This is a genomic window from Brevibacterium sp. JSBI002 (genome assembly GCF_026013965.1).
In the GTDB taxonomy this organism is placed as follows: domain Bacteria; phylum Actinomycetota; class Actinomycetes; order Actinomycetales; family Brevibacteriaceae; genus Brevibacterium.
In genome coordinates this window covers 2,985,239-2,997,853 of sequence record NZ_CP110341.1, presented here as the reverse complement: position 1 = coordinate 2,997,853, position 12,615 = coordinate 2,985,239, and the positions used below count along the sequence as shown (strand labels likewise).

Sequence of the window (12,615 nt, the reverse complement as noted above, 5' to 3'; positions counted from 1 at the left end):
TTCGCGTCATCTATTTCGCATTCTCAACTTGCATCGGGTTAGTATCGACCTGCTAATGATAATGAATCTCACTAACTAGAGAGTGCGAATGATGAAACGACACATGCTCGGATCGGCGGTGGTCGCCTCGGCGCTGCTGCTCACCGGCTGCCAGGCGGCCGACGAGGCCACGGACTATGACGCGGTCGGAAAGGATGAGAAGTCCGCTGCCGCCGACGACACCGATGCGAAAGGGCACGCCCAGGAGCTCGCCGCCGCGCAGCCGCGGATCGTGACCACCTACGACGGCGGCATCGTCACCCTCGACGCCACGACCCTTGACGTCATCGCCGATACGAAGATCGAGGGCTTCAACCGGCTCAATCCCGTCGGTGACGGCCGCCACCTCGTGGTCTCCGTGGCCGATGGCTTCCGCCTCTTCGACGCCGGAGTCTGGACTCAGCCACATGGCGACCACACTCACAGCTACGCCGCCGATCCGGAGCTGACGGACACCGTCTTCGACACCGAACTGCCCGGTCACGTCGTCCACCACGGGGAGTCCACCGTGCTCTTCGGTGACGGTGACGGCAAGATCCAGACCTTCGACACAGAAGACTTCGCTGACGGAGACCCGAAGCCCCAGGTCGCTGAAGCCGATGAACCCCACCACGGAGTCGCCGTGAAGCTCGCCGATGAATCGATGCTGCACACGATCGGCACCGAGGATGAGCGCGTGGGAGCGAAGGTCGTCGACAAGGCGGGCAAAGAGACCGCGCGCAGCGAGGACTGCCCCGGCGTCCACGGGGAAGCAGCCGCGAAGGACGACGTCATCGCTCTCGGCTGCGAAGACGGGATCCTGCTGTTCAAGGACGGGACGTTCGAGAAGATCGATGCACCGGATTCCTTCGGCCGCATCGGCAACCAGTCCGGACACGAGGACTCGCAGTACATCCTCGGCGATTACAAGGTCGAGAAGGATGTCGAACTCGAACGCCCCGAGCGCGTGAGCGTGACTGACACGAAGACGAACGAGCTCTCACTGGTCGACCTCGGCGCCTCCTACAGCTTCCGCTCGCTGGGACGCGGTCCGGAAGGGGAGGGCGTCGTGCTCACTACGGATGGGAAGCTGAAGATCATCGACCCCAAGACCGCCTCGGTGACGGAGGAATACCCGGTCATCGACGAATGGGAAGAGCCCGTCGAATGGCAGGAGGCCCGGCCGACGCTCTTCGTCCAGGACGAGGTCGCCTATGTCAGCGAACCGGACAAGAAGAAGATCCACATCGTCGACCTCGAATCCGGTGAAGTGATGGCCGAAACCACGCTGCCGCACGCTCCGAACGAACTCACCGGCGTCGCCGGCTAAGGCGCCGGGCTGTGCCCGGATCTCCAGCGCTGAGAGCCGGGGTTCCATCAATGGGGGCTGGGCCTCCAAGGAACAGGTGCGGGTCGCACCCGACCGGCGGATGAGGATGTTCCGTCGGTCGGGTCGGCCGCCTCGGTGATGGCTGGGAATCCGCCCAGGAAATGAGCCCCCCGTTGCCGACGCCGGCGTTCGGCCATACCGTGGGGGATGGACCTGCGATCACACCATCGGTGATCGCCTCAACCCCGTCGAAGTGAAAGAGGACAGTGATGACCACCATGTATCGCGTGACCAACCCGGCGACCGGCGAAGTCGCCGAAGAATTCCCCACCGCCACCGATTCCGAGATCCTCGCGGCCCTCGACCGTTCGTCGAACGCCTTCACCGAGTGGAGCCAGACGCCCATTGCCGAACGCGCCAAGCTGCTGACCCGCGTCTCCGAGATCTACACCGAACGCGCCGAGGAGCTCGCCGAAGCCATCCAGCTCGAAATGGGCAAGTCCGTGCCCGAAGGCAAGGGCGAAGTCCAGCTGAGCTCGATGATCTACAAGTACTTCGCCGACAACGCCGAAGCGTTCATGGCCGATGAGCCCCTGCGCGGACCCAAGGACGCCACCGCCATGATCCGCCGCAAGCCCGTCGGTTCGCTGCTGGGCATCATGCCGTGGAACTTCCCCTACTACCAGGTCGCCCGCTTCGCCGCGCCGAACCTGGCACTGGGCAACACGATCCTGCTCAAGCACGCTCCCCAGTGCCCCCGCTCGGCGAAGCTCATGGAGGAGATCTTCATCAACGCCGGCCTGCCCAAGGACGCGTACATCAACATCTACGCGAGCAACGAGCAGGTCGCCGACATCATCCTGCCCGACCCCCGCAACCACGGTGTGTCCCTGACCGGCTCGGAACGTGCCGGTGCCGCCGTCGCCGCTGAGGCCGGCAAGAACCTCAAGAAGGTCGTGCTCGAGCTCGGGGGATCCGACCCGTACATCCTGCTCGACACCGACGATGTCCAGAAGTCCGCGAAGACCTTCTTCAACACCCGCATGGGCAACACCGGCCAGGCCTGCAACTCGCCCAAGCGGATGATCGTCATGGATGACCTCTATGACGACTTCGTCGCCTCCATCACCGAGGCGGCCACGAAGGTCACCCCGGAGACGCCGGGTGAGGAAGGCTCCCGCCTGTCCCCGCTGTCCTCGGTGGCTGCGGCCGATCGCTTCGTCGAGCAGGTCCAGGACACCGTCAGCCAGGGTGCGACCCTGCTCGCCGGCGGCAAGAAGTACGACGGCGGCGGAGCCTATGTCGAACCCGTCGTCCTCACCGATGTGCAGAAGGGCATGCGCGGCTACTACGAAGAGCTCTTCGGTCCCGCCGTTATCGTCTACAAGGTCAGCAGCGAAGAAGAAGCCGTCGAGCTCGCCAACGACACTCCGTTCGGCCTCGGCGCTGCCGTGTTCTCCACCGATATCAAGCGGGCCGAGCGGGTCGGTGACCAGATCGATTCGGGCATGGTCTTCCTCAACGCTCCCGAAGGCACCCGCGAATACCTGCCCTTCGGCGGAGTCAAGCGCTCCGGCGTCGGCCGTGAGCTCGGACCGTTGGCGATGGACGAATTCGTCAACAAGCAGCTCGTGTACAAACAGGACTGACCCCTGCGGCCCTGCGTTCGGGGCTTGATGATTGGGGCTCCGAGAGCACAGGCTCTGCGAACTCGGGGCCTGAGGATTCGAACGCCGATCGTGACCGGGTTGTGATCGCACTCAGGGCGCTGTCTCCTACCAGCGGACAGCGCCCTGATTGTATGCTGAGAACACACACAGCTGATTCTCATAATTCCCAGCGGGAGGTCTCCCCATGTCGGCACCGAAGCCGTCAACCCAGGTCAACGCAGCAGCCTCAAAAGGGATCATGCGGCCGGTCAACCGATTCCTCGAACAGTGGATACCGTCGGCACTGACCTTCGCCATCGTCCTCACCCTCATCGTCGCGGTCCTCGCGTTCATCTTCACCGATGCCGGACCCATCGATGTCATCACCGGCTGGGGTGAAGGTCTGGCCGGACTGCTCGAGTTCATGACGCAGATGTGTCTGATCCTCCTGCTCGGCCACATCCTCGCCAACACCGGCCCCGTGCGGAAGCTGCTGGCCTGGCTGGCCCGCGTCCCGGGCAACGCCACCTTCGCCTACGTCTTCGTCTTCGTCGTCGCAGCACTGGCCAGCCTCATCACCTGGGGACTCGGCCTCGTCGTCGGTGCCCTGCTGGCCCGCGAGATCGCCGTGCAGTCACGCGAACGCGGAATCAAGGTCCACTTCCCGCTGCTCGTCGCCGCCGGCTACTCCGGATTCGTCGTCTGGCATATGGGCTATTCGGGATCCGGCCCGCTGACCGCGGCCACCCCGGACTCCTTCCTCGCCGAATCCCTCGGCGGGAAGACGATCCCCGTGTCCGAGACGATCTTCGCCGGCTGGAACCTGTTGGCCATCGCCGGCGTCATCATCGTCTGCGCCCTCCTGTTCTTCCTCGTCGCACCCAAGTCGGGCGCACCCGTCTACGAACTGCCCGCCTCGGTGAGCTCGGAGGAACAGTCGCAGATCGACGATGAAGTCGTCACTCCCGCCGATCGCATCGACGCCTCCCGGATCCTCACTCTCGTCGTCGGCCTTGCCCTCGTCGCCTACCTCGTCATTCACTTCGCCCAAGGCGGCGGACTGACCCTCGACATCGTCAACTGGTCGTTCCTCGCCCTCATCCTGCTGCTCGTGCGCAACCCGTTCGAGCTCATCCACCTGACGAAGGAAGCCGCGTCGAACGTCGGCGAGATCCTCCTGCAGTTCCCGCTCTACGCCGGAATCCTCGGCATCATGTCCTCGACCGGACTCATCGCCGTGTTCTCCGATGCCTTCGTCTCGATCTCGAACACCACGACCTTCGGCGTCCTCGCCCTGCTCTCGGCCGGCCTCGTCAACTTCTTCGTCCCCTCCGGCGGCGGACAGTTCGCGGTGCAGGGACCGATCATGCTCGATGCCGCCAACCAGCTCGGCGTCGACCCGTCGATTGCGATCATGGCCGTGTCCTATGGTGATCAGTGGACGAATATGCTCCAGCCGTTCTGGGCGCTGCCGGTGCTCGCGATCGCCGGACTGAAGATGCGCGACATCCTCGGCTACACCGTCATCACGTTCCTCGGCGCAGGGGTGGTGATGGCTGCCGCGCTGCTCCTCGTCTCCCTGTGAGTCCCAACGAACCGCTGATCTGCAGATTCGCGTGGCATACCCGAACAAGTGACCGTAAGTGTCGATGTGGTAACCTCCTTTGTTGGCCGGTCTCCGGATGAGGGAACGCGGCGAGGACGGAATCTCATTTCACAACAGCAGTTGATTATGCTCGGTTGAGCACGTTGTTCGACCGGGTCCGATGCCATGACGCGACAGCGTCCGGATAAGGAGCAGAACCATGTCAGCAACAGTCGACACCCCGCCGGGTGATTCGAAGGGAGATGCGAAGGGAAAGAGGCCGTCGCTGCCTCCTGTGAACAAACGGGTCTTCATCGCGGCAGCTCTGGTGGCACTGGCCATCACCGTGTGGGCGCTCATCTCACCGACCAACGCCGAGGCGGTCCTCGGCGCAGTCGTCGGCTGGACCTCTGATTGGTTCGGTTGGTTCTACGTCCTCCTCGTCCTCGCGGTCCTCGTCTTCGTCATCTACCTCGCGGCGTCCCGATACGGCAACACGAAGCTCGGCCCCGAGCATTCGAAGCCCGAATTCGGCCTCGTCGCGTGGGCGTCGATGCTGTTCGCCGCCGGCATCAGCACCGACCTCATGTTCTTCGCCGTTGCCGAGCCGGTCACGATGTACCTCGCTCCGCCGAGCACCGACCCTGAAACAGTCAACGCCGCGCGCGAATCCACCGTGTGGGCTCTCTTCCACTACGGCTTGAGCGGTTGGGGCCTCTATGCACTCATGGGCATGGCCCTGGCCTACTTCGCCTACCGGATGAACATGCCCCTGGCGATCCGCTCGGCACTGGCCCCGATCTTCGGCAAACGTGTCCACGGTGCTCTGGGTGAAACGGTCGACTTCGCTGCCCTGCTGGGCACTATCTTCGGTGTGGCCACCTCGTTGGGCATCGGCGTCGTCATGGTCAACGTCGGCCTCAACACCGTCTTCGGGATTCCGATCGGCACCGCCACCCAGGTCGGCATCGTCGTCGTCGGTGTCGGTGTCGCCACGGTGCCTTGGCAGTCTCAGGTGTGGACAAGGGAATCAAGTTCCTGTCCATCCTCAACGTCGTCCTCGCGATCGTGCTGAGCCTCTGGGTGCTCGTGGCCGGAAACACGAAGTTCCTGCTCAATGCCTTCGTCCTCAACGTCACGGATTTCGTTCGTCTGTTTCCGAACATGGCCGGTCAGACCTTCGCCTTCGAAGACACCGGAACCTGGATGACCGACTGGACCCTGTTCTTCTGGGCCTGGTGGATCGCCTTCGCCTCGTTCGTCGGACTCTTCCTCGCCCGCATCTCCCGCGGACGCACCATCCGCCAGTTCGTGCTGGGCACCCTGACGATTCCGTTCATCTACATCTTCATGTGGATCTCGATCTACGGAAACTCTGCCCTGGACATCATCCGCAGCGGAGACAAGAAGTTCGGCGAGTCGGTCATGCTCAGCCCTGAGGGCGGGTTCTACGACCTGCTCTCACGCTACCCGGCGTTCGCCGTCATCGCCGCTCTGGCTACGATCACGGCGCTGCTGTTCTACGTCACCACCGCTGATTCCGCGGCTCTGGTGATGGCGAACCTGTCGTCGAACCTGCGCAATCCCGCCGAAGACGGACGCGCCGGACTGCGCATCTTCTGGGCTCTGTCGACCGGAGCCCTGACGGTGGCGATGCTGCTCGTCGGGGGCATCGGCGCGCTGCAGAGCGCGACGGTGATCATGGGTCTGCCCTTCGCCTTCGTCGTCATCCTCGTCATGATCGGCCTGTACAAGGCCCTGCGAGTCGAGGCGAACCGCGTCGACAGCGTCGATACGACCCTGCCCGGCTCTCTGGCCCGCCGCTCCCGCGGCCCCGGCCACGAGACCTGGCAGCGTCAGCTCGGACGGGTGCTGTCCTTCCCCAACAAGTCACGTGCCGAGGAGTTCGAGCAGAAGGTCCTCATCCCCACCCTCCACGAGGTGGCCGAAGAGATGGAGGGCCGCGGAATCTCGTCACGCTGCGGTCGCGTCGACTCCGAAGGCGTGTTCGTCGACGACGGCGAACTCTTCCAGTTCGAAGTCGACGGAGACGGGGAGTACCCGTTCCGCTATCAGGTGTGGCCGCACAAGGTCAGCGTGCCGTCATTCGGCGGAATGGTCCCACGCGGAACCGGCGAGGACTACTACCGGATGGAGGTCTACCTCGACGGCGGCACCGGTCAGGGCTACGACATCATGGGCTTCTCGAAGGAGCAGATCATCGATGACGTGCTCGACCAGTACGAACGCCACGTCGAATTCCTCCAACTCCAGGAGAACATCACCCACCGCGATGACTGAATCGCGATGTCCGGATGACTGAATCCGGCGGGTGAGTGCGGCGCCCGGGATCTCCGGCCTGTTGGTCGGGGATCCCGGGCGCCGTCATTTCTCGCCCTGAGACGGCGAGAGGCCGCGTAGTGAGCTGAAGGACGGTCTGGCGATCACTCCGTCAACACGTTGCGCAGGGTCCGGGCGACGGACAGGGCCGTCAGCCCGCTGGTGGCAGGGTTCTCCGGGCTGGGCGTCGACCGGATGTCGAACGCGAATTCCCCTGCCGACCCCGACGCCCGGATTCGGTGGGCGGACTGGGTTTGACCGGCAACCGCATGGAGCACGACCCGCACCCTCTCCAACGAGGCACCGAGTAAGTCGGCATCGGTATGTTCGGGTGCGGTCTCGGTCGACGCCGCTCTGGCTCCTGAGTCTGAGGCCGGTGCAGCAGAGCCCAGTCCGCGGGTGGCCCAAGCGAGGGCGACGGCGATATTGACATTGGCTGGGAACTTCTCGATCGCCTCGGCGGGATTGCCCTCAAACACCGTCAGAGGGCCGTCCTCGGGGCGGAGGCCGCGCAGACGCTCGGCTTCGGACTCAGACATCCACGGGCGGATGAGTCCGCTCGCCTCCTTCGAGGTGGTGATTTCGACGCTGTCGAGGCCATCGGCCTGAGCCGCCGCCTCGAGCACATCGAGTCCGCCGATCGCCCCATTGGTCACATGCAGGTGGCCGGGTCCGCCGAGCAGACCGCGCGGGTGTCGGGACTGGCCATGGCTCCGACACTGGTGAGCACGAGAGGGCGACCGGCCGCGATGACGGCGGGGCCGAGTCGGGCAGCAGCGGGAACCCCAGCGCATTCGACGATGACATCGAAGCGGTCGAACATCCTCGGCGACGGTGATTGCGTCGACGACGGAACAGGCAACGACGGGGCCGGTTCGTGAACCGGGGTGGTGAGCGTGGGGAGGTCGACCACCTCGGCGCCGTGATTCGGGCGACCTCTGTGGTTGGTCCGATCCGAGACCAGGGCGGTCAGGTTGAACGCCCCGGCTTCGAGCTCGGGAGAGAGCAGCCGAGCGACGTGGCGGCCGATGGCACCGAAGCCGAGGAGGAGCACTGAAGGCATGGCCGCACCCTATCGGAGACGGCTGACACTAGGCTCACAGCGGTGAGATCACAGCTGCGGGAGGCCGGAGTGCGGGGGTGCGCGGGCAATGTCAGTGCGACGCGATACGGTTGCAGGATGGACGACGAATCACAGCCGAGTGCATCCGGGGGAGCCGTCACCGGTGACGACGGACTTGCCCGCACCCCGTGGGCGTACGGTGACCCGATGCTGCTGGACTACTACGACAGCGAGTGGGGTCTGCCCGTCCACGACGAGGCGGGGCTGTTCGAGCGGATGAGCCTCGAGGGATTCCAAGCAGGACTGTCGTGGCTGACGATTCTGAAGAAGCGGGAACGGTTCCGTGAGGTCTTCGCGGGATTCGATCCCGACGCCGTGGCCCGCTTCGGCGAAAGCGAGATCGAGCAGCTGCTGACCGATTCCGGGATCATCCGCCACCGCGGCAAGATCGAAGCCTGCATCAAAAATGCCGCTCGCGTGATCGAACTGCGTGAAGACGGCGGACTCGATGCGTTCCTGTGGTCGTTCCAACCTGCGCAGACCCCGCGACCGCGTACCATTGCCGAGATCCCGACGACCGGACCGGAATCCGTGGCGCTGTCGAAGGCGCTGAAGAAGAAGGGGTTCCGCTTCGTCGGTCCGACGACGATGTATGCGCTGATGGAGGCCGTCGGCATGGTCGATACGCACCTGCTCGATTCCCACCGCCGAGGAGCGTCCGGAGTGTGGTCGGAATGAATGACATCCGCGTCTCCGCACTCGTCCTCCTCCACCCGCAACGCCGGGAACTGCTCATGGTGCGCAAGGCCGGGACCAGTTCCTTCATGCTGCCCGGCGGCAAACCCGAAGAGGGGGAGACCGCTGAGGACACCATCGTCCGTGAGATCGCCGAGGAGCTCGGACTCGATCTGGACCGTCACCGACTGCACGCTTTGGGCACTTTCTCTGCCGAGGCGGCGAACGAAGCCGATCACCGTGTCATCGGTGACGTGTTCTGCTATGACGGTCTGCCGGCGGCACTCGATGTGGAGAACATCGCGCATCTGGCCGAGATCGCCGAAGCCGGATGGTTTCCCATCGACCCGCTGCCCGCGGACACCGATATCCGTCAGTTCGCGCCGCTGACCCGCAACGAGGTCATCCCGGCGCTGCAGGCCGCGGGGAGATCGGCTTCCGGTGACCGGCTCAGAGTCTCTTCTGCCGCGAATAGGCGATGAGGGCCCGGTACAGATCGATCGGCGCGCAATTGGCGCCCTTGGCCAGGGACTTCATGAGTTTGCGGTAGGTCTGGTAGTCCATCTGCGCAGGGTTGTCCGTGGGGACGAGAGCGTACTCGTGCAGCACGGTCAGCGCCCGGGAGTCCATGACGGAGAACTTCTTCGGATTGACGACGGTGAGCAACGTGCTCGCCATCGGGACTCCCACTCCGGGCAGCATCTGCAGCATCGGCAGCCGGAACCGGTTGGGTGTGTCGTCATCGAGGGCGACGCCTGTGACGAAGTCGATGTCATCGGATGGGATCTCCTCAAGACTCGGCAGGACGCCGATGGCCTTCCACTCGGCGACTTTGAGGAAGTGCTTGCGTTTGAACGATTCGCGGACTTTCGTCTTCGGGCCGATGTCGCTGAAGATCTCTGACTCGAGATCAGTGAGGACATAGAGCGGTTCGAACTTGAGGACGAAGGCGGTGTCGATGGTGCCGCTGGGAGCGTCGCGCTTGAGGTCCGAGCTGAGTTCCGATGAGTTCATGAACCGATGATAGGCGACGTTTCTGACGCGCAGGTGAACACTTCTCCGCTGCAGGAGAGGCAGACGATTCTGATACGGCAGATGCAGTGCCGATGTCGTAACCTCGGACTATGAACCCCGAACAGCCGTCTCAGGCGACGTACACCCCGGCCCTGCTGGGCTTGGTGTGGACGGCGATGTTCGGGTTCTCCGCCTTCTTTTTCAGCTATTCGACGATGGTGACGATTGCGTCGACGGACGGACTGTCGACCGTCACCGGCGGGACCGTGCTGACGACGATGATGATCGGCGTCATCGTCGCTCAGCCCTTCGCTCCGTGGGCCGGTCGGGTCTTCGGTTTCAAGGCTTCGCTCATGCTGGCTCTCCTGCTGCAATTCATCGGCCAACTCCTCGGCCTCTTCGTAGCTCCGCCTCTGCTGGCTCTCGTCCTCGCCGGACTCTGCGGAGGCGTCGGGTTCGGCCTCTTCGTCGTCCTCGCCAACGCAGCGGTCCCGGGGACGACCTCGCCGGGGCGGATCGGCAAGGCGCTGGGCTTCTTCGGTGGGATCACCTCCCTGGCAGCGGCAGTCGGAGCTCCGCTGGGACTGTGGCTGGTCGAGTCGATCCCGATCTGGATCTTCCGCGTCATCGTCTGCGCCTGTCTCCTCTTGGCCATCCCCACTGTGCTCAAATACGTACCCGGTCGGCCGCCTCGGCGAGGAAAAGGCGATCCGGGAGAACCGGTCAACGGCCGCGATACTGTCGGGGTTCGGTCCGGTCGCAATGAGAGGCGGAGCCTGCGGAAGGTGGGACGCCGGGCGGGGGAGGCCCTCGGGCTCGTTCTCACGCTCTCTCCGTTCCTCGTCGGCATGATCGTCTTCGGGATCATCGTCGGCTTCGGTCCGGGCGAGGACGTCGCCGTGGCGGCAATGTTCATCGCCGGGATGCAGATATCAGCGGTCATCGGTCGCTTCGTCGTCGGGGCCGTTTCGGACAGCTTCCCGCCGTTCGCCCTCAACATCTTGGGACTCGTCCTGACGGCGATCGGGCTGGTCTGCGCCGTCGTCTCCTATGGTGGGACGCTGTTCATCTCGATGCTCATCATCGGACTGGGATTGGGCGCCATGCAGTCGGCGAGCCTCGTCATGGCCTTCGCTTCAGTCAGTTCGCCGAGCCGCGCCAGCGTCGCCTGGAACATGAACTTCGATATCGGGCTGGCCGTCGCCGGCGTGGTCGGCGGGCTCGGCTTCACCTATCTCGGATCGTCGTCGACCTTCCTGGTGTGTGCTCTGCTTCTGTTGTTCACCGGTGCCCTGTCATGGATCGCGCGGACCCTGCAGACGCGGAACGACGGGCACGGCTGAAGCAGTCAGCGCTGGGCAGGGTCCGGAGCTGTCGAGGGACCGGATCGGCACCTGAAGTGCCCCGGGATCACTTTCCGGTCGTCTTCTGCTGTCCCGGTTCGAGTCCGTGGGAGTTCTTGATGAAGAACGCACCGATGACGCCGAGGATGCCGACGCAGGCGGCGACGAAGAACGCGACGTTCGCGCCGTGGACCAGGCCCGCCATGCCGTAGGTCTCCGGGTTCCGCGCGGCCGAGACCATGATCGTCACGAGCGCCGCGGTGCCGACCGACGCCGCGATCTGGCGCAGCGTGTTGTTCAGGGCAGTGCCATGGGGGATGAGGTGCGAGGGCAGCTGGTTGAGCGCGGCCGTGGTCACCGGCATCATCACCATGGCGACACCGAACATGCGGACCGTGTTGACGACGGCGAGGTAGACGAACGACGTGTCCGGTTCCAGCCGGGCGAAGAGGAACGTGGTTCCGGTGAGCAGGACGAAGCCGGCGATCGCGAGCCATTTCGCGCCCACGGCGTCGAACACGCGACCGGTCACCGGCGACATCAGTCCCATCACCGCGGCACCGGGAAGCAGGACCAGACCCGACTCCATGGCCGAGAAGTCATTCATGTTCTGCATGTACAGCGGCAGGACCATCATGCCGCCGACCATGACGATGAACACGCACATGCCCAACAGGGTATTGAGCGTGAACATGCGGTAGCGGAGGATGCGGAACTCGAGGATCGGCTGTTCGAGCTTGAACTGACGGGTGATGAAGAACGTCAGCGTGATCGCGCCGATGACCAGCGGGATGAGCACCTCGGCGCTGAGCCAGCCGGCATCACCGGCGGTGCCGAAGCCGAACAGCAGTCCGCCGAAGCCGAGTGTGGAGAGGATGATCGAGAGGACATCGAGTCGGGGGAAAGTCCGTTCGGTGACGTTCTTGAGCAGAAAATAGGCGACGATGAGATCGATGATCGCGATCGGCAGCATCATGTAGAACAGCGTCTGCCACGGCAGATGGTCGACGATCCAGCCCGAGAGGCTGGGGCCGATGGCCGGGGCGAAGGCGATGACGAGGCCGAAGGTGCCCATGGCTGATCCGCGCTTCTCTACGGGGAAGATCGCGAACAGGATCGTCTGCATGAGGGGCATGATGATGCCGCCGGCCGAGGCTTGGATGACCCTGCCGATGAGCATCACCGGATAGACGGGGGCGATGGCGCAGACGAGAGTGCCGAGGATGAACAGGCCCATGGCGGTGAAGAACAGGCCCCTCGTCGTGAACTTCTCGATGAGGAACGCGGTCACCGGAATCATGATGCCGTTGACGAGCATGAAGCTCGTCGTCACCCACTGTGCGGCACCGGAGGTGATGTCGAAGTAGGACATGAAGTGCGGCAGGGCCGTATTGAGCAGCGTCTGATTGAGGATGATGACGAAGGCGCCGGAGACGAGGACGGCGAGAACGAGGTTCCGATTGATCGGTGCGCCTTCTGACGGGTCCTTCTGAATGTCGTCTCCGTTCGCCAATGGCATCCCTTCATCTGTTCGTCGT

At 64.1% G+C, this 12,615-nt stretch carries 12 protein-coding genes; 8 read left to right on the top strand and 4 right to left on the bottom strand.

The annotated features are described in order from the left end of the window. The first annotated feature begins 88 nt into the window (after window positions 1-88). The 5 genes from aztD to LJ362_RS13595 all read left to right on the top strand — a co-directional run bounded on the left by aztD (window position 89) and on the right by LJ362_RS13595 (window position 6,883). Window positions 89-1,348, top strand: coding sequence for a zinc metallochaperone AztD (gene aztD, locus LJ362_RS13615; RefSeq protein ID WP_264799588.1), 1,260 nt, complete (start codon window positions 89-91; stop codon window positions 1,346-1,348). A gap of 269 nt (window positions 1,349-1,617) precedes the next feature. Then, window positions 1,618-2,997 (top strand): NAD-dependent succinate-semialdehyde dehydrogenase, encoded by a 1,380-nt coding sequence (locus tag LJ362_RS13610; protein WP_264799587.1) that lies wholly within the window; start codon window positions 1,618-1,620, stop codon window positions 2,995-2,997. Window positions 2,998-3,202: 205 nt separating this feature from the next. Continuing rightward, a complete protein-coding gene (locus LJ362_RS13605) occupies window positions 3,203-4,582 on the top strand; it encodes a short-chain fatty acid transporter (RefSeq protein ID WP_264799586.1) in 1,380 nt (459 codons plus the stop codon). Between the two features lie 220 nt (window positions 4,583-4,802). Further along, the gene (locus LJ362_RS13600; protein ID WP_264799585.1) at window positions 4,803-5,657 is read left to right on the top strand and encodes a BCCT family transporter; all 855 of its coding nucleotides are present in this window, start codon (window positions 4,803-4,805) and stop codon (window positions 5,655-5,657) included. Continuing rightward, on the top strand, window positions 5,585-6,883 hold the full coding sequence (locus LJ362_RS13595; RefSeq protein ID WP_264799584.1) for a BCCT family transporter: 1,299 nt from the start codon (window positions 5,585-5,587) through the stop codon (window positions 6,881-6,883). Before LJ362_RS13600 ends, LJ362_RS13595 begins: the two co-directional genes overlap by 73 nt. 143 nt (window positions 6,884-7,026) lie before the next feature. Here the strand turns inward: LJ362_RS13595 and LJ362_RS13590 are convergent, their stop codons facing one another. Beyond that, a complete protein-coding gene (locus LJ362_RS13590; RefSeq protein WP_264799583.1) occupies window positions 7,027-7,578 on the bottom strand; it encodes an aspartate dehydrogenase domain-containing protein in 552 nt (183 codons plus the stop codon). Further along, complete coding sequence (locus tag LJ362_RS13585) at window positions 7,575-7,985, bottom strand: hypothetical protein (RefSeq protein ID WP_264799582.1); 411 nt, start codon at window positions 7,983-7,985, stop codon at window positions 7,575-7,577. The genes LJ362_RS13590 and LJ362_RS13585 overlap by 4 nt, the downstream gene beginning before the upstream one ends. A gap of 117 nt (window positions 7,986-8,102) precedes the next feature. On the opposite strand from LJ362_RS13585, the gene LJ362_RS13580 reads away from it, so the two are divergent. Further along, the gene (locus tag LJ362_RS13580; protein ID WP_264799581.1) at window positions 8,103-8,723 is read left to right on the top strand and encodes a DNA-3-methyladenine glycosylase I; all 621 of its coding nucleotides are present in this window, start codon (window positions 8,103-8,105) and stop codon (window positions 8,721-8,723) included. Further along, window positions 8,720-9,202, top strand: a complete 483-nt coding sequence (locus LJ362_RS13575; protein WP_264799580.1) for an NUDIX hydrolase — start codon at window positions 8,720-8,722, stop codon at window positions 9,200-9,202. Before LJ362_RS13580 ends, LJ362_RS13575 begins: the two co-directional genes overlap by 4 nt. On the opposite strand, the gene LJ362_RS13570 is transcribed toward LJ362_RS13575, so the two are convergent. Then, a complete protein-coding gene (locus LJ362_RS13570) occupies window positions 9,171-9,734 on the bottom strand; it encodes a hypothetical protein (RefSeq protein ID WP_264799579.1) in 564 nt (187 codons plus the stop codon). The genes LJ362_RS13575 and LJ362_RS13570 overlap by 32 nt on opposite strands. 110 nt (window positions 9,735-9,844) lie before the next feature. Here LJ362_RS13570 and LJ362_RS13565 point away from each other — a divergent pair, with 110 nt between their 5' ends. Next, window positions 9,845-11,077: an MFS transporter gene (locus LJ362_RS13565; RefSeq protein ID WP_264799578.1), complete on the top strand. Its 1,233-nt coding sequence runs from the start codon at window positions 9,845-9,847 to the stop codon at window positions 11,075-11,077. 67 nt (window positions 11,078-11,144) lie between these two features. Here the strand turns inward: LJ362_RS13565 and LJ362_RS13560 are convergent, their stop codons facing one another. After that, on the bottom strand, window positions 11,145-12,590 hold the full coding sequence (locus LJ362_RS13560; RefSeq protein WP_264799577.1) for an MDR family MFS transporter: 1,446 nt from the start codon (window positions 12,588-12,590) through the stop codon (window positions 11,145-11,147). Between the last annotated feature and the right edge of the window lie 25 nt (window positions 12,591-12,615).